Here is a 22,456-nt window from a genome sequence, read left to right as displayed (position 1 = left end):
CGGAGAAACACAATGGACGACCAGAAGCGCCGCGATGCCGGCATGAACGTGCGACGGAAGGTGCTGGGCAATGCCTGGGTCGACAAGTCGATCGCGAACCGCAACGCCTTCAACACCGACTTCCAGGACATGATCACCCGCTACGCCTGGGGCGAAATCTGGACGCGGCCGCATTTCGACGAGCGCACGCGGCGGGTGCTGGTGATCGGCACCATGGTCGCGCTCGGGCAATGGGACGAGTTTCGCCTGCATGTGCGTGCGGCGCTCGCGGAGGGGGGCTTCACCCCCGACGACATCAAGGAAATCCTGCTGCAGCAGGCGATCTATTGCGGCGTGCCGGCGGCGAACCACGCCGTCAAGGAAGCCTCAGCGATTGTGCAGGAGCTCGGCCTGCTCAAGTCCTAGCGAGGCAGGGATCTCGGCAGGGTTCTCGACGATCTGCGGAGCAGCATCGGGCCGCTCGATCAGGATCACGATGGCAGCACCGAGCAGCAGCAGCAGCTCGGTGGCATGCAGCCGGAGCGCGGCCATCTCGCCGACCTTCGAAGCCATCACCATGCTGGCAAACGAGATCAGGCTGCCGATCGCCAGCGCGATCCCGAGCGCCTCATCGCTGCCGCCGGACTTACGGATTCGGGGCACGCAGAGCAGAGCGAGATAGATCGCAAAGAACGCCACCACTGTGAGCCGGCCCAGCGCAAGCAGCCAGGCCGCGCGCACCGTGCTCATCCCTGCCATCTGGAGATGGTCGCTGAGGAACAGTGCGACGGCAACGCTCGGCCGCTCGTAGAGGCCGTGCACCGGCGCGACGATGATGTTGAAGGCGACGATGGTCCAGGCCGGAATGAAATAGGCCGCCAGCAGCGCGCCGTTGACCGAGCCGATCCGCCAATTCCTGAACATGCCGCTTCCCGCTTCGTCGACCACGCGCCTTCCGCTGGGAAGGCTTTGCCGGGAGCTAACTCGCATCAGACTGTGGCGGCAATTTAAACCCTTTGTTTACCTTAACTGCCCTGCCCTCGTCATTCCGGGGCGATGCGCAGCATCGAGCTATGGTGCGCAATTGCGCACCTGAGAATCTCGAGATTCCGGGTCTGGTGCTAACGCACCATCCCGGAATAACGCGGCAAACAATTGCCCCCCAAAAAAAGACCCCGCCTTGCGGCGGGGCCCTCCTCACTACCCTTCGTTCTCGGGCTCCCAAATTACTTGTCCTGCTGGCCGCCCTGCTGCTGGCCGGGCCGATCGCCCTGGCGCATCGGATCGTTCTGCTGCTGTCCGGGTTTCTGGCCGCCGCCCTGCTGCTGGCCCGGCTGTTGACCTGGGCGCTGCTGGCCGGGGTTCTGACTCTGCTGACCCGGATTCTGGTTCTGCTGCTTCGTCATTCGGGGAACTCCCTTGTTGGACGTCAGAGGCGAGTTAACGGCCGGCATCAGCTTTGGTTGCCCGCGGAACCGGGTTCCTCGCAGTTGCGGAACCGCGCCAAATGAGCTCTGTACAAGACCTTTTGCCGGAGCGTGAGCTGTTGCAGCCGCCAGTTCCCTCCTGTTACAAATCCGGAAGAATGCTAGGGGCTGCCGGGGCCCAAGAAACGGCCCAAGAAACCCACTCTCCTAAGAGCTCCCTTTGAGCCCGCGTCAGGTTTGGTACGGCAGCCCATGGATTACTTCGCCCAGCAGCTCATCAACGGTCTCGTTCTGGGCTCGATCTACGGCCTGATCGCCATCGGCTACACGATGGTCTACGGCATCGTCGGCATGATCAACTTCGCCCATGGCGACGTCTTCATGATCGGCGGCTTCATCGCCCTGATCACCTTCCTGATCCTGATCTCGTTCGGACTGGCCGCGATCCCGCTGATCCTGCTGGTCGTGCTGCTGGTCTCGATGGCGATCACCGCGCTCTATGGCTGGACCATCGAGCGCATCGCCTACCGGCCGCTTCGCCACTCCTTCCGCCTCGCCCCGATGCTGTCGGCGATCGGCATGTCCTTCGTGCTGACCAATTTTTCGCAAGTGGCGCAAGGCGCGCGCGTCAAGCCGATCCCGCCCTTCATCACCGGCGGCTACACCCTGCATGAGAGCACGGACGGCTTCGTGATCCAGCTCTCCAACATCCAGATCATGGTGGTGATCACCACCATCGTGCTGCTGGCCCTCTTCACCTGGCTGGTGTCGCGCACCCGGCTCGGACGCGACATGCGCGCCTGCGAGCAGGACCAGACCATGGCGGCGCTGCTCGGCGTCGACGTCGACCGCACCATCTCCATGACCTTCGTGATCGGTGCCGCGCTCGCCGCGGTCGCGGGCCTGATGTACCTGCTCTATTACGGCCTCGTCGATTTCTTCATGGGCTTCGTTGCCGGCATCAAGGCGTTCACCGCTGCGGTGCTCGGCGGCATCGGCTCGCTGCCCGGCGCCATGCTCGGCGGCCTCGCGATCGGCCTGATCGAGACGTTCTGGTCGGCCTATTTCTCGGTCGAGTACAAGGATGTCGCCGCGTTCTCGATCCTGATCGTGGTGCTGATCTTCATGCCGACCGGCCTGCTCGGCCGTCCCGAAGTCGAAAAAGTCTGACGGTCGCGCGTGACAGCTCCCTCGATCAACACGGCCAAACCTGCAACGGGCATCGTCGCTCTCCTGAAGACGGCCTTCATCAACGCGCTGATCGCGCTGGTGCTGTTCTCGCTGATGATCGGCATCCGCACCGAGGCGGGCGCCTCCGGCCAGCTCACCTATTGGACCCGCTTCGGCGACCTCGCCTCCATCGTCGCCGCCGTGTTCGGCGGTTCGATCGTGATCGAGCTGCTTCGGCAATGGATCGGCCCGACCGGCGCCGAGAAGCTGGTGCCGCCGGCGGTGCAGAGCGGCATATCGTTCATCGGCCGCTACCTCGCGCCGGCGCTCCTGATCTTCACGCTGCTGGTACCGGTGATCTTCTATAACCAGCGCTACATTCTCGACCTCGCGATCCTGGTGCTCACCTATGTCATGCTGGGCTGGGGATTGAACGTCGTGGTCGGCCTCGCCGGCCTGCTCGATCTCGGCTACGTCGCCTTCTATGCGGTCGGCGCCTATTCCTACGGACTGCTCGCCACCAATTTCGGCTGGTCGTTCTGGATCTGCCTGCCGCTCGCCGGCATCCTCGCCGCCTTCTGGGGCGTCCTGCTCGGCTTCCCCGTGCTGCGCCTGCGCGGCGACTATCTCGCCATCGTGACGCTCGCCTTCGGCGAGATCATCCGCCTCGTCATCATCAACTGGCAGGATCTCACCGGTGGCCCCAACGGCGTCTCCGGCATTCCCCGCCCCACCTTCTTCGGCATCCCGCTCGACAACAGCGATGACGGGCTCGCCGCCAGGCTCGGGATCGAATATTCGCCGACGCACCGCATCGTCTTCCTGTTCTATCTGATCCTGGCGCTGGCGCTGCTCACCAACTGGGCGACGATCCGCCTGCGCCGCCTGCCGATCGGACGGGCCTGGGAAGCCTTGCGCGAGGACGAGGTCGCCTGCCGCGCGCTCGGCATCAACACCACGACCACCAAACTCACGGCGTTCGCGACGGGTGCGATGTTCGGCGGCTTTGCCGGCGCGTTCTTCGCCACCCGGCAGGGCTTCATCAGCCCGGAATCCTTCACCTTCCAGGAATCGGCGCTGGTGCTCGCCATCGTCGTCCTCGGCGGCATGGGCTCGCAGCTCGGCGTCGCGCTCTCCGCGCTCGCCATGATCGGCGGCTTCGAACTGTTCCGGGGCCTCGAGGGCTATCGCATGCTGGTGTTCGGCATGGCCATGGTGCTGATCATGATCTGGCGGCCGCGCGGCCTGATCGGCCATCGCGCACCCACCGTGTATCTGACCAAGGCGAAAGCGATCTCCTCCGACCTCGTCAAGGAAGGCCACGGATGAGCGGCGACAAGATTCTCAGCGTCGACCGGCTCGCCATGCGTTTCGGCGGCATCGTCGCCGTGCAGGACCTTTCTTTCGCCGCCGAGCGGAAGAAGATCACCGCGCTGATCGGGCCGAACGGCGCCGGCAAGACCACCGTCTTCAACTGCATCACCGGATTCTACAAGCCGAGCGGCGGCGCCATTCGCCTCACCCATGACGGCGGCAGGACGATCGCGCTGGAGCGGCTGAACGATTTCCGCATCGCCAAGCAAGCCAAGGTGGCCCGCACTTTCCAGAACATCCGGCTGTTTCCCGGCATGACCGCGCTGGAAAACCTGATGGTGGCGCAGCACAACGCACTGATGCGCGCCTCCGGCTTCACCTTCCTCGGCCTGATCGGCGCCCCCGGCTATCGCGACGCCGAAAAGCGCGCGATTGATCTCGCCACGGACTGGCTCAAGCGAGTCAATCTGCTCGACCGCGCCGACGATGCCGCCGGCAATTTCGCCTATGGCGACCAGCGCCGGCTCGAGATCGCGCGCGCGATGTGCACCGAACCCGCGCTTCTGTGCCTGGACGAGCCCGCCGCCGGCCTCAATGCGCGCGAGAGCGCGGCCTTGAGCGAGCTCCTGCTCTCGATCCGCGACGAGCTCGGGACCTCGATCCTCCTGATCGAGCATGACATGTCGGTGGTGATGGAGATCTCCGACCACATCGTGGTGATGGACCATGGCGTCAAGATCGCCGAAGGCACGCCGCGCGAGGTCCGCGACGATCCCAAGGTGATCGCCGCCTATCTCGGCGCCGACGAGGAAGAGGCGGCAGCCGTGATGGAGGGCGGGTCGTGACCGCGGCGCCCTCTCCTCTGCTCGCAATCCGGGGCTTGCGCGCCGCCTACGGCAAGATCGAGGCGCTGAAGGGCGTCGACGTCGAGATCAATGCCGGCGAGATCGTGGCGCTGATCGGCGCCAACGGCGCCGGCAAGTCGACGCTGATGATGACGATCTTCGGCAAGCCGCGCGCCCGCGCCGGCCAGATCCTGTACGAAGGCCGCGACATCACCGACGTCCCCACCCACGAGATCGCGCATTTGCGCATTGCGCAATCGCCGGAGGGCCGCCGCGTCTTCCCGCGCATGAGCGTGGCGGAAAACCTCCAGATGGGGGCGGATGCCACCGAATGCACCGAGGGCGAACGCGAGGCGACGCTGCAACGCGTCTTCACGCTGTTTCCGCGGCTGAAGGAACGCTACGCCCAGCGCGGCGGAACGCTGTCCGGCGGCGAGCAGCAGATGCTGGCGATCGGCCGCGCCTTGATGAGCCGTCCCCGCCTGCTCCTGCTCGACGAGCCCTCGCTTGGCCTTGCGCCGCTGATCGCGCGCCAGATCTTCGATGCGATCCGCACCCTGAACCGGCAGGACGGCTTGACCGTCCTGATCGTCGAGCAGAACGCCAACCACGCCCTCAAGCTCGCCCATCGCGGCTATGTCATGGTCAATGGCCTGATCACGCTGGCCGGTACCGGCGCCGAATTGTTGCAGCGCCCCGAGATTCGCGCGGCCTACCTGGAAGGCGGCCGGCACGGCTGACCGGCCGGCAGCCCGACCCGCGTGCGGCCCCGTGTGGCGGGATATCTCTGCCGATGCCCGTATTTTGCCGGTGACTTCTCGGTAAATTCATTCGAGAATGGCGCCGGTTTGAACCGGGCACGCCCGGCAACTTCCACAGGCGACCACCCGCGAGGTATCTCATGAAGTCACTGAAGCTCATCGGTCTGGCATTCGGCGCGTCGATCGCGCTTTCGAGCGCGGCGTTCGCGCAGGATGTCACCGTCGCAGTCGCAGGCCCGATGACCGGCGGCGAATCCGCCTTCGGCCGCCAGATGAAGAACGGCGCCGAAATGGCCGTGGCCGATATCAATGCCGCAGGCGGCGTCAACGGCAAGAAGCTCGCGCTCTCCGTCGAGGACGATGCCTGCGACCCGAAGCAGGCGCGCTCGATCGCCGAAAAGATCGCCGGCGCGAAGATCCCGTTCGTGGCAGGGCACTATTGCTCGTCGTCGTCGATCCCGGCTTCCGAAGCCTATGCCGACGGCAACGTGCTGCAGATCACGCCGGCCTCGACCAATCCGCTGTTCACCGAGCGCAAGCTCTGGAACGTGGCGCGCGTCTGCGGTCGTGACGATCAGCAGGGCCTGATCGCGGCGCAGTACATCGCCAAGAACTACAAGGGCAAGAACATCGCGATCCTCAACGACAAGACCACCTACGGCAAGGGTCTTGCCGACGAGACCAAGAAGGCGCTCAACAAGGCCGGCGTCACCGAGAAGATGTACGAGTCCTACAACAAGGGCGACAAGGACTTCAACGCGATCGTCTCGCGCTTGAAGCGTGACAACATCGACCTCGTCTATGTCGGCGGGTACCATCAGGAGAGCGGCCTGATCCTGCGTCAGATGCGCGACCAGGGCCTCAAGACCGTGTTGATGGCCGGCGACGCGCTCGCCGACAAGGAGTACGCCTCCATCACCGGCCCGGCCGGCGAAGGCACGCTGTTCACCTTCGGCCCCGATCCGCGCAACAAGCCGACCGCGAAGAAGATCGTGGAGGCTTTCAAGGCCAAGAATATCGACCCCGAGGGCTACACCCTCTACACCTACGCGGCGATGCAGGTGTGGTCGCAGGCGGCCAAGAAGGCCGGCACCACCGACGCCAAGAAGGTCATGGAGGCGATGAAGGCCGGCAAGTGGGACACCGTGATCGGTCCGATCGAGTATGACGCCAAGGGCGATATCAAGCAGATCGACTACGTCGTTTACAAATGGGACGCGAAGGGCAACTATGCCGAGATCAAGGGCAACGGCACCTAAGCCCGCTTGACGCGCCCTCGGGCCGCCATACGATCGTCACCACGCCCCGGCTCGCCCGGGGCGTTTCTTTTCGCGGGCGGTTCAGACGGCCGCAGGCAGTTCGCCGCTGGCCGCAGCCTGGGCCTTCCGCAGTGCTTGCAGGAGGTCGTTCGGCCGAAACGGCTTTTGCAGGCAGACCACGTTGGCGAGGTGAGGCGCTTGGTCCAGGAAATCGAGCGTCGTCATCCCGGACACCGCAATGATGGGAAGTCCCGGCGCACGTTCGCGCAGGCTCGCGATGACGTCGACGCCGCTGGTGTCACCAAGGAAGATATCGACGATTGCCGCGTCAAAGGAGCCTTCCGCGAAGGTTTTCAGCCCGGCCGCACCGCTGTCGGCCTCGGCAACCTCGTAACGGTTGACCCGAAGCACGATCGCGACCATCGCGCGCACGTCCTTCTGGTCGTCGATGATGAGAATACGAGGCATGGGAACAACCCCCACAGATTGATCCAAATCGTATGATTCAAGCCTGGAACCCGCCGCGGCGGCAGGGCATTATGACACCGCCCAGTAAAGCGCATCTTACCCATCCCTATTCCGCGCTCCCACCAAAATTAAGTAAGCTGTAACCTTCGGTTGAGTCGTCACTGCAACAGTTCACGACACGCGCCCGGAACGGGCTACCGTGGGGACCGTGGAGATCAAGACTGCCGTATCTTGGAACTGCGGAGATGCTCAAAACGGGTCTGCATGAGATGAACGTGCCTGCGATCGACCGAAGCACATTTCTTTCAACGCTGCCGGCCGCACCGGCCGACCGGACCGCGGCAATGTGGATCGTCGGCGTCTCCTCGATCCTGTTCGCCCTGGCCGTTCCGTTCGCAGGTATCCAGCTGTCGCCGGTTCCGGCCTTCGTGGCGAGCTACCAATCCGCCCTGGCGGTGAGCGACATCATCACGGCAGTGCTGCTGCTGTCGCAGTTTTCGGTGCTGCGGACCCGCGCCCTGTTGTGGCTGTCGACCGGCTACCTGTTCACCGCCGCGGCAGCGCTGGTCCATGCCCTCACCTTCCCGGGCCTGTTCGCGCCGACCGGGCTGTTTGGCGCCGGCAGTCAGACCACGGTCTGGCTCTACATGGTCTGGCACGGCGCCTTCCCGCTGTTCGTGCTGGGCTATGCCTGGCTGAAGGAAAAGGACGGCGGCCCCACGATCCGGGGCACGACAAGCAACGTGATCTACGCCATCGTGCTCGGCGTCATCGTGGCCATGGCTGCCTTCACCTGGATCGTCACCGCCCAGCACGATCTGTTGCCGGTCCTGCTCCGCGACAGCCGATACACACCGACCATGATCGGGGTCGTGTCTTTTGTTTGGTCGCTGAGCTTCGCCGCACTCGTTTCGCTGTGGTTCCGGCGCCCGCATTCGGTGATCGACATATGGCTCATGGTCGTGATGTGCGCATGGCTGTTCGACATCGCGCTGTCTGCGATCGTCAACGTCGTGCGCTTCGATCTCGGTTTCTACGCCGGCCGTCTCTATGGCCTCTGCGCGTCGAGCTTCGTGCTGGCGGTGTTGCTGATCGAGAATGTTCGCCTTCAGGCCCGGACGGTGGGTCTTGTCGGCAGGCTGCGCGAGCAATCGGCGTCGGATCGCGACTTCTATGGCAAGCGCCTCGCGCTGTATGGCGCCGTCGTCGAATCCTCCAACGACGCCATCATCACCCAGTCGCTCAACGGCGCCATCACCGGCTGGAACCGTGCCGCCGAGCACCTGTTCGGCTATTCCGCAGCAGAGGCCGTCGGCAAGCCGATCGACATCATCGTGCCTGAGGACCGCAAGCCGGAAGTCAGGAGCATTCTCAATCGCATCAGCAGCAACGAGTCGATTGCCCAGCACGAGACCGTCCGTCTCAGGAAGGATGGTCGCGCGCTCGACGTCGTCCTCAACGTCTCGCCACTTCGGGCGGAGAGCGGCGAGATCATCGGCGCCTCCAAGATCGCTCACGACATCACCGAGGAGAAGCAATCCAGGGAAAAGCTTCGCCGCGAGATCGAGGAGCGCCAGCGCATCTTCGAGACCTCGCAGGACCTGATCCTGGTCACCGACGGTTTCGGCAATTTCATCCAGGTCAGCCCCAGCGTGAAGGACATCCTCGGCTTCAGCCCGGAAGATCTGATCGGGCACAGCGCCACCGAGTTCATTCACCCCGACGACCTCGATAGAACCCGGGAGGAGATGCGCGCGGCGCGGCGCGGTGCGGTCAAGCGCAGCTTCGAGGCGCGCTACTATCACTACGACGGTCACGAGGTCACGCTGAACTGGATGGGCACCTGGTCCGAGCCGGTGAAGCGTCACTTCTTCATCGGCCGGGATCTCACGGAGAAGCAGGCCGCCGAAGCCCAGTTCCGGCAGGTCCAGAAAATGGATTCCATCGGTCAGTTGACCGGCGGCGTCGCTCACGACTTCAACAACGTGCTGACCGTGATCACCGGCACGATCGGCATCTTGTCGGACGCGGTCGCCGACCGGCCCGAGCTGGCTGCGATCACCAAGCTGATCGACGACGCCGCCGAGCGCGGCGCGCAGCTGACCAAGCATCTGCTAGCCTTCGCCCGCAAGCAGCCGCTCCAGCCACGCGAGATCGACGTCAATGCGCTGGCGCTGGAAGCCGCCAAGCTGTTGCACCCCACCCTCGGCGAGCAGATCACCATCATGCCGCAGCTCACCGAGGATGCATGGCCGGCTCTGGTCGACCCCGGCCAGCTTTCCACGGCGATCCTCAACCTCGCGCTGAACGCGCGTGACGCGATGCCCGATGGCGGCACCCTGGTGCTGGAGACCCGCAACGTCTTCCTCGACGACGGCTATGCCAGCATGAATGCCGACATGGTCGCCGGCAGTTACGTGATGATCGCGGTCAGCGACACCGGCTCCGGAATTCCGCCGGAGTTGATCGACCGGGTGTTCGACCCCTTCTTCACCACCAAGGAGGTTGGCAAGGGCACCGGGCTCGGGCTCAGCATGGTGTTCGGCTTCGTCAAGCAGTCCGGTGGCCACGTCAAGATCTACAGCGAGGAAGGCCATGGCACGAGCGTCAAGATCTACCTGCCGCGCTCGAGCGGCGTGCAGGAGACCGAGATCGAAGTGCTCCAGAACGCGCCCATCACCGGCGGCGACGAGAAGATCCTGATCGTCGAGGACGATGCGCTGGTGCGGCAATATGTGGTGACCCAGGTCAAGAGCCTCGGCTACACCGCGCTCGAGGCCGCCAACGGCGCGGAGGCCCTGACCATCATCGACAACGACAAGACCATCGACCTGCTCTTCACCGACATCATCATGCCGGGCAACATGAACGGTCGCCAGCTTGCCGATGAAGCCGCCCGCCGCCGTCCGGACCTGAAGACATTGTTCACCTCGGGCTACACCGAGAACGCCATCGTCCACCACGGCCGGCTCGATTCCGGCGTGCTGCTGCTGGCAAAGCCCTACCGCAAGTCCGAGCTTGCCAAGATGCTCAGGACGGCACTCGCCAGTTGAGCCTGCGTCCTCCCTGCGCTATCGCACATCGCGAACTGCACTCAACGATGAGGCCGCCTTGAAAAATCTGCTCACCGATATTGCCGGCGTCCGCGTTGGCCATGCCGAAGATACGAAAGTGGCCTCCGGCACGACCGCGATCATCTTCGACCAGCCGGCGGTCGCGGCGATCGACGTCCGCGGCGGCGGACCCGGCACGCGCGAAGATGCACTGCTCGATCTCGCCAACACCGTCGAGCGCGTCGACGCGATCGCACTGTCCGGCGGTTCCGCGTTTGGTCTCGATACCGGCGGCGGGGTGCAGGCCTGGCTCGCCGAGCAGGGCCGCGGCCACCGGGTTCGGGAAGCGCTGATCCCGATCGTGCCGGGCGCGATCCTGTTCGATCTGCTCAATGGGGGCGACAAGGCCTGGGGACGGTTCTCGCCCTATCGCGACCTCGGCTACGCCGCGGCGGCCGCCGCCGGCACCGACTTCGCGATCGGCAGCGTCGGCGCCGGCCTCGGTGCCACCACCGCAACGCTCAAGGGCGGGCTCGGCTCGGCCTCGGCGGTGACGCCCGATGGCGTCAAGGTCGCCGCGATCGTCGCCGTCAACGCGGTGGGAAGCGTCACCGTCGGCAACGGACCTTGGTTCTGGGCGGCGCCGTTCGAGGTGAACGGCGAGTTCGGCGGACGCGGCCTGCCGGACAAATTCACAGACGACATGCTCCGCATGCGCATCAAGGGCGGCCCTGCCGCGAACGCGCGCGAGAACACTACCATTGGCGCGGTCGTCACCGACGCGGTGCTGACCAAGCCCCAGGCCAAGCGGCTCGCGATGATCGCACACACCGGCTTTGCTCGCGCGATCTACCCGGTGCATGCACCGACGGATGGCGACGTGCTGTTTGCGGCCGCCACCGGTGAGAATCCGATCGATCCGCTGGTCGGCCTCACCGAACTCGGCACCGTCGCGGCCAACGTGGTCGCGCGCGCAATCGCCCGCGGCGTCTATAGCGCAGCCGCGCTACCGTTCCCGGGAGCGCTGCCGGCCTGGATGGACCGGTTCGGCTAGAAACGAAACGGCGGATACGGCGTTGTCCTGGCGGGGCCAAGGTGTACCGCCATGCCGTCTTCCGTGATCCGCTTCTTCCGCTATGCGCCGGAAACGCGCGAGCTGAAGGTGACTTTCGTTAGCGGACGCCTCTATGTCTACGAGGATGTTCCGCCCGAGGTCGCCGCGGCGTTCAGGGAAACGCGCTTAAAGGGGGCGTTCTTCAACCACGAGATCCGCGACCGGTACGCCTATCGTGACATCACGCACGAATATGCCGGCTGACCTCGGATGCCGCTCACACGCTCATCGACATCGACGAACCGGCAGCCGCCGAAGAGCCTTGCCCGCCTTGCTGCTGCATCAACTGCGCGAACAGATCGTAAGCCGAATTGCGGGGGCTGGAGGCGCCCGGCACCGTCGTCGACATCTTGAAGCCGTCGGCATAGGTGACGGTCGTCGTGGTCGAGCCGTCGGCAGCGGTCGTCGTGGTCGTGGTCGATCCGCCGCTGGGCTTCGACGAGGAATCCGAGCCATCGCCCGCGCCGCCGGCGCCTTGCGCGTGATGGTGCCCGTGGCCGCTCTTCAGCGCCTTCGACATCTCGTCAAGGCTGACGTTGCCGTCGGCGTTCGCATCCAGCTTCGAGAAGACATCGTCGGCCTGCGCGAGGTTGGTGCCGCCGGCGCCCAGCGCGTCCTCGAACTCGGACTTGGTAATGCTGCCGTCGCCGTCCGCATCGATCTGAGAGAACAGATCCTTGAGCGCAGCCTCCCGGCCCTTCGACATCGAGGACGACGAACTCGACGAGGTCGAGCTCGCCGAACTGCTCGCGCCGTCGGTCGACTGGCTCTGCGCGGCGAGCAGCGCGTTCATCGTCTCCGGCGCGATCTGTGGCGGACTGCCTGAGCCGACCAACGAGGTCGTCATGCTGCCCGCGCTGCTGTCGATCGCGAACGGGTTGGTTGCGCCCTGCGAAGATCCGGCCTTCTGCGTCGACCCGGCCTTCTGCGTCGACGAGGACGACTTCGAATTCGTCAGCGACTGGATCGCGTCGAGCGCGCTGGACACGGCGCCAAGGGCTAACAGCATTGCACAACTCCAACCGACGCGGCATGCCGCGGCCAATGTTCTGTCGGGTAACGTCAGCAAGCGTCGTGCCAGCGCAAAAAGCTCAATGAAATCCGCCGCCACCGCACCTTCAACGGCCCGGGAACACCGGCAAATCATGCCGGTCGCGGCAGAAATTTCCGCCCACAGGAAGCACGCCTGCCCTGCATTGCCGACCGCGGAGGCCCATGTTAGCGAGGCCCAATCTTCTTTCGGCCGCCACGGGAAACCGCGCCATGACCCAAGCCTTCGCCCCCCGCCCCCTGGCAATCGCGCCCTCGATCCTGGCCTCGGACTTCTCCAGGCTCGGCGAGGAGGTGCGCAGCGTCGACGCCGCCGGCGCGGACTGGATCCATCTCGACGTGATGGACGGTCACTTCGTCCCGAACATCTCCTACGGCCCCGACGTCATCAAGGCGATGCGCCCGCACACGAAGAAGGTGTTCGACGCGCACCTGATGATCTCGCCCTGTGACCCCTATCTCGAGGCCTTTGCGAAAGCCGGCTGCGACCACATCACGGTGCATGCGGAGGCCGGTCCGCATTTGCACCGCTCGCTCCAGGCTATCCGCGCGCTCGGCAAGAAGGCCGGCGTCTCGCTCAATCCCGGCACGCCGATCAGCACGCTCGAATATGTCCTCGACCTCGTCGACCTCGTGCTGGTGATGTCGGTCAATCCCGGCTTCGGCGGCCAGGCCTTCATCCCTTCCACGATCGGCAAGATTCGCGACATCCGCGCGATGACGGCCGGACGTCCGATCGACATCGAGGTTGATGGCGGCGTCGGCCCCGAAGTTGCGGGCGCGCTCGCCGCGGCCGGCGCCAACGCCTTCGTCGCCGGCACGTCGGTGTTCAGGGGCGGCACGCTGGACTCGTACAAAGCCAACATCGCCGCGATCCGCAACGCAGCACTGGGGGCACGCGGCGAGGCGATCTGAGACCATCGCTGTCCGAACCGGAGCTGCTGCCGCTGCGACCAACGGGGATGGATGAACTCCGCGCCACTCCGTTTTCTGCCGGCCTGCTTCGTCTTCTCGCCGAGTCCCTTCAGGATGGAGAGCAAGTGGTCTGGCAGGGGCAGCCCGACGGCATCGCCCGCGCGGCAATGTGGCGATTTCTCTGGTGTATCGGATTTCCCTGGTTGTTGCTGACCGTCATCGCCGTCAGGAACGATTGGATCGACCAAGCGACCCAACCTCTCGCGATGCTTGGAGTTGGGATTGTTGCAGCTCCGTTCGTTATGCTGCTACAAGACCTGCAAACGCTTTATGTGATCACTGACCACCGCGCGCTGATCGTGCGCACGGCCTGGAGCAGACGCAGCGTGACGGCTACTTCGTTCGACGCCATGGATGCAGTGTTCGAAATCCTCGACATCGGCGGCGGCGTCGGCCACCTCAACTTTGCGTCAGGGCGCTCGACCCGCTCGCCCGATACCGACTACACCGGGCGCTATGGGTTTCGCTGCGTTCGAGACGCACGGCGCATCCGGGATATCCTCGATCATGCGCGCACCGGCAAAGTAAGTCGGTCGCACCTGGAAAGAATTGCGGCTTCTACGGGTAAAGCTTAAAATTGTAGCCTTCGTCCGTACTCATCCGGACTTCACTGATTCGTGCAAATCACTGCAAGTGATTCCTGCCTGTTTTCGCGGGAGCACATCATGACGACGACCCTGGTTTGGACTGGCGTGGCGTTGTGGATTGGTTTCAGTGCGTTTGTCGTGCTCGGTCCGTCGGCCGGCCCGGTCGAGGCTCCGGCCCGTTCGGCCCGCAACATCCGTCGCGCCCGCGACAGGGGCTGACGTCCATGCAGATCGCACTCGTGAAGCGCCAGCCGAAGCGCAGGTGCCGGATCCCGCGCCGCCCGCATCCGGGCCTCGACTATTTCTTCGGCCGCCTCGAGCGAGCCGATGGCGGGCTAGACGACGATGCCGGGTTCGACTGTTCGGACCTCGATCATTCGTTTCCTTCGCGGCGCCGACACTGAGACACTCTTTTCCGGACCACCTCCCATGAAACCGCACTGCCCGAACTGCCTCAAGGAAATGACCAAGGCATCCGCGTCGCGTAACCTGTTCAATTGCGAGCCCTGCCGCGAGATCATCCAATATTTCGGCGGCAGTCCGGATCACGGCGAGCCCGGCCCGCAATTCTGTTGGCCGATCCGCCGCAAGCGCACCGTTCACTCCGTCCACGCGGCCTGATCCAGCCTCAAGTCGACAGGCGGCCTATCCCGGCACTTCGCCGTCATTGGGCTCGCCGGCGTCCCCAGCCATCCGCGGCGGCCGCACCACGGTGACGGTGCAGGCCGCTTCCGAAGCCACCTTGGCCGAGACGCTGCCGAGCAGCGTGCGCCTGAACGAGCTCTGCCGCGCGCCGATGATGACGTGGTCGACCTGGTTGACCTCGGCGAACTCCAGGATCGCGGCGGCGGGATCGACCGCCTCCAGCACATGAGCCGACAGCCGGCTCTCATCCAGCTTGAGCGGCGTCGCCCAATGCCTGAGCGCGACCAGGCGGTCGATATGCTTGTTGGACCCCTGCTCGTCCAGGGTACGGTCGATCGCGATCCGGTTCAGCTTGAGCACGTTGACGCAGGCAAGCCGTGCTGACGGCAAGGTGGCAAGGATGCGCTCGGTAGTCACGCGCAGCGCCTCGTTCAGCTCCGGTGCGCCTTCCACGGTGTCGAGCGCGACGGCGAGGATGGGGCTCGATGCGATCTGGGCGGCGACATCCGATTTCGCGCGCGGCGCCATGACACCCTGGTTGAAGCGGCGACGCCATGCGACGCCGATTGGGTCGCGTTTCACCCGCTCCGAGCGCGCGGTGAGCTTGACCTGGTCCGGATGGACGAGATCGAAGGCGAGTTGGGATGCCGTCGGATAGCGCCATACCGGCTCGATCTCGAGACACCGCAACACTATTTCCTGAAGCCAGAGCGGGTAGTCGGTGCGCAAGCTTCGCGGCGGATACGGATCGCGCCACAGCCGGCGCCGCATCGCGCCCATCGTCTCGCCCTCGCCGAACGGCCGTTCGCCAGTCGTGAAGAAATAGAGCAGCACGCCGAGCGAAAACAGATCACTGCGCGGATCGTCGCGCACCCCTGACAGCCGCTCGGGCGCCATGTAGGGCGCGGTGCCGTAAGGCAGGCGGAATTCCTCCTGCAGAAGATCCGGCAGGTGGTTGTGATGCGACAGGCCGTAGTCGATCAGCACCGCCTCGCCGGTTTCGCGGAACATGATGCTGCTCGGCTTGATGTCGTGATGGATCACGTTCTGGCGGTGGAGATCGGCAAGCGCGGTTGCGATCTTGGCGACGAGCTGCCGCGCTTCGTCGTAGGGCAACGGCAGGTCAGGCAGCCGCTTGTAGAGCGTGGTGCCGCCGATGCGCTCGATCACGACATAGGCCTGGTGCGCGAAATCGCCGGTGCCGAAACAGGCCGGGACGTGCGGACCCGCCAGCCGCGGCAGGATCATCATCTCCATCTCGAAGGAGACGATCGCGGCAGGATCCTCGCCCTCCGACACCCGCGGGATCTTCATCAGCAAGGGTACATCGATGCCGGGATGGGTGACCGTCCACAACGTCGCCATGCCGCCGGCATGAACGCATTCACCGATGGTGTAACCATCGATCAACGCACCGGATTTGACCAGGGGCTTCGGCATCGGCCTCTAGCGCCCCTGCGAGAGCCGATCGGCGAGCCAGTGCGGCAGGCCGTTGTCGCGAATCCTGTCCGCCGCGGTCCCGATGTCATAGGGCGCGCGGCAGTAGGTGATCTGGCACGTCTCGGTGTCGAACAAGACGAAGGCTGCCGACGGATCGCCGTCGCGGGGCTGGCCGACCGAGCCGAGCACGGCGAGCCATTGCCGGCCGCGCAGAAGCTGCACCGGAACGTCGGTCTTCGGCACGAAGCTCGTCATCTTGGCCGTCACCGACATCGAATAGAGCGCGGGACGATGGATGTGGCCGCAGAACGTGACATGAGCGGGCGTTGCAATCAGGCTCTTGGCGGCGTCCACCGTCGAGCGGACATAGTGCCAGCGCTGGGGGCTGGAGGCTTCCGAATGCACGAAGAGACGATCGCTATCCTCCACCAGCATCGGCAGTTCGGTCAGGAACCGCCGCTGCGCGGTATCAAGCCGGCCGCGGGTCCATTCGATTGCGATTTGCGCCTCGGCGTTCATGGTCTCCGTCGAGGAATTGACCGCCTGGTCGTGATTGCCGCGGACGGCGATCGCACCCTGGGCAACGAGCTCCATCGCGGTATCCACCACCCATTCCGGATCGGCGCCATAGCCGACGAAATCGCCAAGCAGGACGAACCGCTCCGCGCCCCTCGCGCGGGCGGCCTTCAGGCAGGCCTCGAAGGCCTGTCTGTTGCCATGGATATCCGAAAAGACAGCTAGGAGCACGCACCCTCCACCCTCCAATTCTTATTGAAGGCCGGTAAGGCCAAATTGAGGGAGGTCAAAACCATGCGCCAGCGCCGCGCCGTTTACCAGCGCAGCCTTGCGGTGATGATCCTGCGGCGATGACGAAGGGCCTATTGCTCGTCCTTTGGCGGCATCCGGGGCGGCGGTATCGGCGTGAACACGGCGCCTTGCGCGCCTGCCGGCGGGGCAAGGAATTCGCCGGTCGAGGAATCGCCGCCGGTGGTCTCCAAAATGGTCTTCGGCGTCACATATTCGCGGACCATATCGATGAGGCTGCCATCGCCGCCGCCGAAATCGGCGGCGCGGCCGCCTTGCGGATGTCCCAGAGCGATCTCGTTCTCCGCGGCATGGGTCTTGTCGGCGAGCCTGTCGTCGTAGGGCACGCGGAAGGCGCGCGGAATGCCGCTCGGGCGATTGTCCTCGTCCAGCTGCTCGACCCACAGATAGATCGAGCCGGGGTCACCCTGAAGCGAATGCGGCTCGACGATGCGGGACTTCAGCAGCTTGAACGTCGTCGGCAGCCGGTCGGTGCTGGCCCAACCGAGCAGGCCGCGCATCTCGCTGAAGCTGACGATGTAGAACGCGCTGGTGACCACCACCGCGACCGCCTTGAACGACCAGTGCAGCCGCCCATAGACCAGCACGATCAGCAGCAGCGCACCGATCACGGCATAGGCAACCGACAGCGTGAGGATGACCGTTTGCAGATTAGTCACGGCGTATCCTCTTGGCGTTACTGCTCACCCCGGTCCTCGGGTCGAGATCGGCCCCGTTGCGCCAGCTGCTGCGGAACGTCTCCAGCAGCGATTTCGGCCGCTGGTCCACATTGACGACCTTGCCTTCGGCGTCGATCCGGAACCGCACCGCGGTCTTTTCGTCGCCGGTGTGATCGAGCGTGAACTTGTTGTCGAAGACCACCTGCGCGGTCGGATTGAGCTTCTGCACCTTCACATTGGCCGTAACGGGCTCACCTGTCGTCGCCACGAAATGCGAGACGTTGACGGTGTATTCGCCGGCGAGGATGCCGCGCACGGTGACGATCTCCTCGCGGATGGGCGAGGCGATCTTCTTGCCAGCGACGATGATGAAGTCGTTGGCCCCGCCGCGGTCGTCGCGATCGAGCGTCAGGAAGCCGGCCTCACGATGGCGGTACCAGGCGATATTGCCGGCGGGATCCTGCACGAACAGGTCGAGATCGTCGGGGTGGCTGTCCGGCCAGTCCAGCGTGATCATGAACTCCGCCTTGGAATCGATCTTGCCCTCCTTGGCATCCGGGGAGACCGCGAGCAGCGCAAGAAAGAACAGGAACGCGATCACCTGGAGCGCCTTGAACAGCATCACGCCCAGCGGATCGAACGGCTCCTCGCGCGGATAGAGACCGAAATCATCCATCATGACGGGATCCCGGCACCCTTGATCCCAGACCCCTTTTCAGACCCCTTGCGCTCCAGCACCGGCGTCACATAGGTCTCGGTCAGCACCAACGCATCCGAGAACACCCGCTGGGTCGCGGCATCCAGCATGTAGTATTGGATACGGACCAGGATCGAGCCGACGAGGCCGGCGAGCGTCGTGTACATCGCGACCGCCATGCCGTCGCTCATCAGCCCCATCGAGGAGCGCATCGCGACCTTGTCGGCGGCATCCAGCCCCGCGATCGGCGCCAGCATGATGATGAAGCCGACGATGGTGCCGAGCAGGCCGAGCTTCATCAGCGTATCCGAGACGAAGGCGCCGAATCCATTGGAGCCGCGCAGCCGGTCCGCGAGTGTCCGCAGCAGCAGCGTCTGGTCGACCGGGCGGTAGCCCTGCGCGGCCGCTTTCGTCACCAGGCTCTGGATGTGGTCGCGCACCAGGCCGCGCGGCAGCGCCGCCGCGCTCGCATCGAGCACCTTGCCGCCATCAGGCGCGGCGAGCGCCTCGCGGCAGCGCCGCGCCGCTGCGCCTTCACGCGCGATCGCCCGCGTGCGCAGGAAGCAGTGGCCGCAGGTCAGAACATAGAGCACCGCGATGACGCTCGAAATGTAGGTCCGGTCCGAGGTCAGCATCAAATGGATCAGGCCGAACCGCCATAGCAGCACGACGGCGAAGATCGAGAGCCCCGTGAAGATCATCCAGAACAGGAGCGCGCTACGCTCGGATGGGTCGGTCCCGGTTCCCGCGATCGGTCCAATCGTGATCGAACTCATGCTGCACTGCTCCCGGCCCGCAACGATTGGCCTGCAAAGATTTCCGGTCGATTAGATCAAAGCCGCCGTATCAGGTCCAAAGACCCATGCCCAATCCGGCTTGGGAAATTTGCCCGAGCAGCAGTCCCGCCACACCCCGCAATTGGCAAGGTGCGGCGGCGTTGTTAGGCTGAGCTTATCAAACGTCGGGGATGATCGCATGCGCCTCGTGCTTCAGCTTGTCGCCCGTCTGCTGCTTATCGTGGCCCTGTGCCTTGGCGCGGCAACCATATGGGCCACATTCGACGCCTATCGCAGCGTCGACCGGTCCACTGCGGCCTCGGCGCAGCGGGTCGCGCAGGCGCTTCAGGCGCTGTATTGGCGCGAGCTTTTGTTGCGCAGCAGCAGAGCGCGCGAGCATCTCCTGCCCGTTCCGGACTGGCGCACCTTGGAGACCATGAAGCTGATCTCGCCCGGAGTCTGCGTCGAGTTCCAGCCAGCCGCGGCATTCGAGAAGCCGCTCTGCGGCCAGAGCGAAGGGCTGGGCAAGATCCCGCCGCGCTGGTTCGCCGCGATCGTGCCGACCTTCCTCGGCAGCCACGCCGAGGTGGTTCGGCCCGTCAGTCCACGCGCCGCGACCGCCGGCACCGTGGTCGCGACGCCGGATGCCGCGGCCGCCATCTCGCTCGCCTGGGAATACATCCTCAACGTGATCGACGTCGCGCTACTGATGGCGGCGGCGATCGCGCTGCTGGCTTCGCTGGCGATCGCGCATGCGCTGGCACCGGCGCGCACGATCGTGACCGCCCTGCAGCGCATGGCGCGCGGGCAGTATCGCACCAAACTGCCGCGCTTCCGCTCCATGGAGCTGGCGATGATCGGCGGCGCCGTCGACGAACTCGGCGGCCGGCTGGAGGAAGCCACCGAGCAGCGCGCCGCGCTGACGCGGCGCCTGATCGAGATCCGCGACGACGAGCGCCGCGCCCTCGCCCGCGAGCTGCACGACGAGTTCGGACAGAATCTTTCCGCCATTCTCGCCTTCGCCAACACGATCGAAACGGCGAGCACGAAAGACAACCGGGATAATGGCATCGCGCAGGATGCGCGCATGATCTCGCAGGCGACCCATCATCTGATGGCATCGCTCCGCGATGCGCTGAAGCGTCTGCGCAATCCCCTGCCCGAGGAGCTCGGGCTCGAGGCAAGCCTCGTCAACCTCGTCGACAGCTGGCGCTCGCAGAGCGCGGCGCGGCCGACGATCCAGCTCGATCTCAGGGGTGACCTCACTGACATCAGCGGTCCGGCCGCCACCACGGCCTATCGCGTGGCACAGGAATGCCTGACCAACGCGCTGCGTCACGGTGCGGCGCGCGAGATCTCTTTGCGCATCGAACGCCGGGCCGGCGAGGACGACGCGCTGCTCATCCGCGTCGAGGACGACGGCGGCGGTGATGCGGAGCGCGTCTCGCAATCGGCCGGCTTCGGCCTGACCGGCATCCGCGAGCGCGTCACGGCGGCCGGCGGATCGCTCTCGATCCTGCCCGCCCGCGGCGGCCTCAGTGTCGCCGCCACCATCCCACTCGCCGCGTGAGGGCGGAATGAGCGAGGTTGCAGCAACAGGCATCTCCGTGCTGCTCGTAGACGACCACCCGATCGTCCGCCAAGGCTATCGGCGCGTGCTGGAAAGCCAGGGCGACCTGCATGTAGTGGCGGAGGCCGACAACGCCGCGGACGCCTACGGCGCTTTCAAGGCGCATGATCCCGAGGTCGTCTTGCTCGACATCTCGATGCCCGGCGCGAGCGGGCTGGAGGCGATCCGCAACATCCGCGCGCGCAGTCCGCGGGCGCGGATCCTCGTCTTCACCATGCACAACGAGGCCGTGCTGGTAAAAGCCGCCTTCAGCGCGGGAGCCAGCGGCTTCGTTACCAAGAGCAGCGAGCCGTCCGCCGTCGTCACCGCGATCCGCGCTGTCGCGCGCGGCGAGCGGGCCATGAGCGACGATATCGCGCACATCCTCGCCGAGGACAGCCTGTCGGCGGGCTCAGCGCTGGATCAGCTGGGCGAACGCGAGATCGAGATCCTGCGTCAATTTGCCGGCGGCGCCACCACCGAGCAGATCGCGACGCATCTCAATCTCAGTGTGAAGACAGTGCAGAACTACCACTATTTGATCAAGACCAAGACCGGCGCGCGCACCGACGCGCAGCTGGTGCGGCTCGCCGCGACCTGCGGGCTGACGAAGATCTAGCAGCGGGGCTGCCGCTTTCCCCACGTCACTTGAAGATTTCGAATCTGCCGGGCCCGATGGAACGGAGGCCATCCGGCTCCGGTTAGGAGTAGAGTGGAGGAATCGCCATGAGTAAGGCTCATCACAAGGCAGTCGACCATCCCCCGATCATCACCGTAGGCGAGCTCATCGATGAACTTTGCCGCCTGCCCGATACGGCCGTCGTCCACTTCCGCTGCCCCATGCTCGAGCAGGAGCTGACATTCTACCGCCTTCGAAAGCGGTCAAAGGATGCCGTCGAAATCGCGGTCAATGCATATCCGGAGAGCCCGCCAGTCGTACCGGCGACCAACGGCGGTGCGTTTCAGCCGCGCAGGCACGCAACGGCCGCGCCCCCCGTTCGGGAGAGTGCGCTTCTTCACAAGGCAAGAGGGTGAGGTAGGCCTCCGGGTCTAGGCCGCCTTCAGGCCGCGCAGCACCAGCGCGAGCGTCCCGTCGACACGCGCCGGCAGATCGGCGTCCTTCCATTCGTCGGCATGCGCCGGATGGTGGAAGCGAACGGTGGCATCGAAGATCGCGCGCGCGGTGGTCTTGACGTCGCCGATGGCGAATGCGCCCTGCTTCACGCCGTCAGTCAGGATCGCCGAGATCTGGTCGATCATGGTGTCCTTGTGACATTTGACGGCCGCGCAGGCCTCGCGCGCCAGCGTCAGATAGGTCTCGAACATCTCGGGGTCGTCGAGCACACGCGAACGCTTGGCGGCGAACAGCGTGCGCAGCCAGCGCTCGAGCCGCGCCGGCGCCGGGCCCTGCTCCGCGGCGATCTGGCGGAGCGGCGCGTCGATGCGGTCCAGCCAGCGTTTGGCGACGGCCTCGCGCAGCGAGGCCTTGCTCGGGAAATGGCGATAGACGCTGCCGTGGCTCACATCGAGCGCACGGGCAACGTCGACCACGGTGGCCTTGGCAAGTCCGTAACGCCGCAAGACGTCCTCGGTCACTTCGAGGATCCGCTCCGGCGTCAAGACAACGGCTTCATTCATGCCAGCACCATGTTCCCGTTGGGCTCAGTTATCCGGCGATGGAGCTGCTTCCGAAGCGCCCATGCCGGCCGTTTCGGAAAGCTCTCGCCTTAATGAGGCAGTTTTGCAGCCTGCGCCGCGATCTGGCGCGCCACCAGCAAATTGAGCCAATGCCCAATCGCGCCG

The 22,456-nt window shown here is 65.1% G+C and carries 25 protein-coding genes; 15 read left to right on the top strand and 10 right to left on the bottom strand.

Annotated features, from left to right (window positions below; genetic code table 11):
- Positions 1-12: 12 nt before the first annotated feature.
- Positions 13-405 (top strand): carboxymuconolactone decarboxylase family protein, encoded by a 393-nt coding sequence (locus GGD62_RS14400; protein WP_014494190.1) that lies wholly within the window; start codon positions 13-15, stop codon positions 403-405.
- On the opposite strand, the gene GGD62_RS14395 is transcribed toward GGD62_RS14400, so the two are convergent.
- Together GGD62_RS14395 and GGD62_RS14390 are read right to left on the bottom strand one after the other, a co-directional pair.
- Entirely contained in the window at positions 367-903 is a 537-nt protein-coding gene (locus tag GGD62_RS14395; RefSeq protein WP_183709016.1) for a hypothetical protein, read from the bottom strand. The two genes, GGD62_RS14400 and GGD62_RS14395, sit on opposite strands and share 39 nt — an antisense overlap.
- Before the next feature lie 302 nt (positions 904-1,205).
- Positions 1,206-1,385, bottom strand: coding sequence for a hypothetical protein (locus GGD62_RS14390; RefSeq protein WP_183708874.1), 180 nt, complete (start codon positions 1,383-1,385; stop codon positions 1,206-1,208).
- Positions 1,386-1,658: 273 nt separating this feature from the next.
- Here GGD62_RS14390 and GGD62_RS14385 point away from each other — a divergent pair, with 273 nt between their 5' ends.
- The 5 genes from GGD62_RS14385 (at position 1,659) to GGD62_RS14365 (ending at position 6,755) form a co-directional block, all read left to right on the top strand.
- Positions 1,659-2,576: an ABC transporter permease subunit gene (locus tag GGD62_RS14385; protein ID WP_183708873.1), complete on the top strand. Its 918-nt coding sequence runs from the start codon at positions 1,659-1,661 to the stop codon at positions 2,574-2,576.
- Between the two features lie 9 nt (positions 2,577-2,585).
- Positions 2,586-3,905: a high-affinity branched-chain amino acid ABC transporter permease LivM gene (livM, locus tag GGD62_RS14380; protein ID WP_179734204.1), complete on the top strand. Its 1,320-nt coding sequence runs from the start codon at positions 2,586-2,588 to the stop codon at positions 3,903-3,905.
- Positions 3,902-4,735 (top strand): ABC transporter ATP-binding protein, encoded by an 834-nt coding sequence (locus GGD62_RS14375; protein WP_091965931.1) that lies wholly within the window; start codon positions 3,902-3,904, stop codon positions 4,733-4,735. The genes livM and GGD62_RS14375 overlap by 4 nt, the downstream gene beginning before the upstream one ends.
- A complete protein-coding gene (locus GGD62_RS14370) occupies positions 4,732-5,475 on the top strand; it encodes an ABC transporter ATP-binding protein (protein WP_026201689.1) in 744 nt (247 codons plus the stop codon). The genes GGD62_RS14375 and GGD62_RS14370 overlap by 4 nt, the downstream gene beginning before the upstream one ends.
- A gap of 161 nt (positions 5,476-5,636) precedes the next feature.
- Complete coding sequence (locus GGD62_RS14365) at positions 5,637-6,755, top strand: branched-chain amino acid ABC transporter substrate-binding protein (protein ID WP_018316540.1); 1,119 nt, start codon at positions 5,637-5,639, stop codon at positions 6,753-6,755.
- A gap of 81 nt (positions 6,756-6,836) precedes the next feature.
- On the opposite strand, the gene GGD62_RS14360 is transcribed toward GGD62_RS14365, so the two are convergent.
- The gene (locus GGD62_RS14360) at positions 6,837-7,223 is read right to left on the bottom strand and encodes a response regulator (protein ID WP_018316541.1); all 387 of its coding nucleotides are present in this window, start codon (positions 7,221-7,223) and stop codon (positions 6,837-6,839) included.
- A gap of 245 nt (positions 7,224-7,468) precedes the next feature.
- On the opposite strand from GGD62_RS14360, the gene GGD62_RS14355 reads away from it, so the two are divergent.
- From GGD62_RS14355 to GGD62_RS14345, 3 genes are read left to right on the top strand one after another with little or no spacing between them, the layout of a single operon-like run.
- A complete protein-coding gene (locus GGD62_RS14355) occupies positions 7,469-10,276 on the top strand; it encodes a PAS domain S-box protein (protein ID WP_183708872.1) in 2,808 nt (935 codons plus the stop codon).
- A gap of 58 nt (positions 10,277-10,334) precedes the next feature.
- Positions 10,335-11,330 carry a P1 family peptidase gene (locus tag GGD62_RS14350; protein WP_183708871.1) on the top strand — a complete coding sequence of 332 codons (996 nt, stop codon included), beginning with the start codon at positions 10,335-10,337 and terminating at the stop codon, positions 11,328-11,330.
- Positions 11,331-11,381: 51 nt separating this feature from the next.
- Entirely contained in the window at positions 11,382-11,594 is a 213-nt protein-coding gene (locus tag GGD62_RS14345; RefSeq protein WP_018316544.1) for a KTSC domain-containing protein, read from the top strand.
- 13 nt (positions 11,595-11,607) lie between these two features.
- On the opposite strand, the gene GGD62_RS14340 is transcribed toward GGD62_RS14345, so the two are convergent.
- Positions 11,608-12,399, bottom strand: coding sequence for an EF-hand domain-containing protein (locus GGD62_RS14340; RefSeq protein ID WP_183708870.1), 792 nt, complete (start codon positions 12,397-12,399; stop codon positions 11,608-11,610).
- 254 nt (positions 12,400-12,653) lie between these two features.
- On the opposite strand from GGD62_RS14340, the gene rpe reads away from it, so the two are divergent.
- The 4 genes from rpe to GGD62_RS14320 all read left to right on the top strand — a co-directional run bounded on the left by rpe (position 12,654) and on the right by GGD62_RS14320 (position 14,623).
- The gene (gene rpe / locus GGD62_RS14335; protein WP_183708869.1) at positions 12,654-13,355 is read left to right on the top strand and encodes a ribulose-phosphate 3-epimerase; all 702 of its coding nucleotides are present in this window, start codon (positions 12,654-12,656) and stop codon (positions 13,353-13,355) included.
- 47 nt (positions 13,356-13,402) lie between these two features.
- On the top strand, positions 13,403-13,990 hold the full coding sequence (locus GGD62_RS14330) for a hypothetical protein (RefSeq protein WP_018316547.1): 588 nt from the start codon (positions 13,403-13,405) through the stop codon (positions 13,988-13,990).
- A 90-nt stretch (positions 13,991-14,080) separates the two neighbouring features.
- Positions 14,081-14,221 carry a hypothetical protein gene (locus GGD62_RS14325; RefSeq protein ID WP_177237224.1) on the top strand — a complete coding sequence of 47 codons (141 nt, stop codon included), beginning with the start codon at positions 14,081-14,083 and terminating at the stop codon, positions 14,219-14,221.
- 210 nt (positions 14,222-14,431) lie between these two features.
- Positions 14,432-14,623 carry a hypothetical protein gene (locus GGD62_RS14320; RefSeq protein WP_018316550.1) on the top strand — a complete coding sequence of 64 codons (192 nt, stop codon included), beginning with the start codon at positions 14,432-14,434 and terminating at the stop codon, positions 14,621-14,623.
- A gap of 24 nt (positions 14,624-14,647) precedes the next feature.
- Here the strand turns inward: GGD62_RS14320 and GGD62_RS14315 are convergent, their stop codons facing one another.
- The 5 genes from GGD62_RS14315 to GGD62_RS14295 all read right to left on the bottom strand — a co-directional run bounded on the left by GGD62_RS14315 (position 14,648) and on the right by GGD62_RS14295 (position 19,044).
- Positions 14,648-16,087: a bifunctional serine/threonine-protein kinase/universal stress protein gene (locus tag GGD62_RS14315; RefSeq protein WP_183708868.1), complete on the bottom strand. Its 1,440-nt coding sequence runs from the start codon at positions 16,085-16,087 to the stop codon at positions 14,648-14,650.
- Between the two features lie 6 nt (positions 16,088-16,093).
- Positions 16,094-16,834 carry a metallophosphoesterase gene (locus GGD62_RS14310; protein ID WP_018316552.1) on the bottom strand — a complete coding sequence of 247 codons (741 nt, stop codon included), beginning with the start codon at positions 16,832-16,834 and terminating at the stop codon, positions 16,094-16,096.
- A 131-nt stretch (positions 16,835-16,965) separates the two neighbouring features.
- On the bottom strand, positions 16,966-17,571 hold the full coding sequence (locus GGD62_RS14305) for a hypothetical protein (protein ID WP_018316553.1): 606 nt from the start codon (positions 17,569-17,571) through the stop codon (positions 16,966-16,968).
- Entirely contained in the window at positions 17,564-18,250 is a 687-nt protein-coding gene (locus tag GGD62_RS14300) for a hypothetical protein (RefSeq protein WP_018316554.1), read from the bottom strand. Before GGD62_RS14300 ends, GGD62_RS14305 begins: the two co-directional genes overlap by 8 nt.
- On the bottom strand, positions 18,247-19,044 hold the full coding sequence (locus GGD62_RS14295; protein WP_183708867.1) for a MotA/TolQ/ExbB proton channel family protein: 798 nt from the start codon (positions 19,042-19,044) through the stop codon (positions 18,247-18,249). The genes GGD62_RS14300 and GGD62_RS14295 overlap by 4 nt, the downstream gene beginning before the upstream one ends.
- Positions 19,045-19,243: 199 nt before the next feature.
- Between GGD62_RS14295 and GGD62_RS14290 the strand changes: the two genes are divergently transcribed.
- Together GGD62_RS14290 and GGD62_RS14285 are read left to right on the top strand one after the other, a co-directional pair.
- Positions 19,244-20,614: a sensor histidine kinase gene (locus GGD62_RS14290; RefSeq protein ID WP_183708866.1), complete on the top strand. Its 1,371-nt coding sequence runs from the start codon at positions 19,244-19,246 to the stop codon at positions 20,612-20,614.
- A gap of 7 nt (positions 20,615-20,621) precedes the next feature.
- On the top strand, positions 20,622-21,272 hold the full coding sequence (locus GGD62_RS14285) for a response regulator transcription factor (protein ID WP_183234754.1): 651 nt from the start codon (positions 20,622-20,624) through the stop codon (positions 21,270-21,272).
- 431 nt (positions 21,273-21,703) lie between these two features.
- Here the strand turns inward: GGD62_RS14285 and GGD62_RS14275 are convergent, their stop codons facing one another.
- Entirely contained in the window at positions 21,704-22,291 is a 588-nt protein-coding gene (locus GGD62_RS14275; RefSeq protein ID WP_183708865.1) for a TetR family transcriptional regulator, read from the bottom strand.
- Positions 22,292-22,456 lie beyond the last annotated feature (165 nt).

The organism is Bradyrhizobium sp. ERR14 (assembly GCF_014198235.1).
Lineage (GTDB): Bacteria > Pseudomonadota > Alphaproteobacteria > Rhizobiales > Xanthobacteraceae > Bradyrhizobium.
This window is presented reverse-complemented; position numbering and strand designations above follow the sequence as displayed.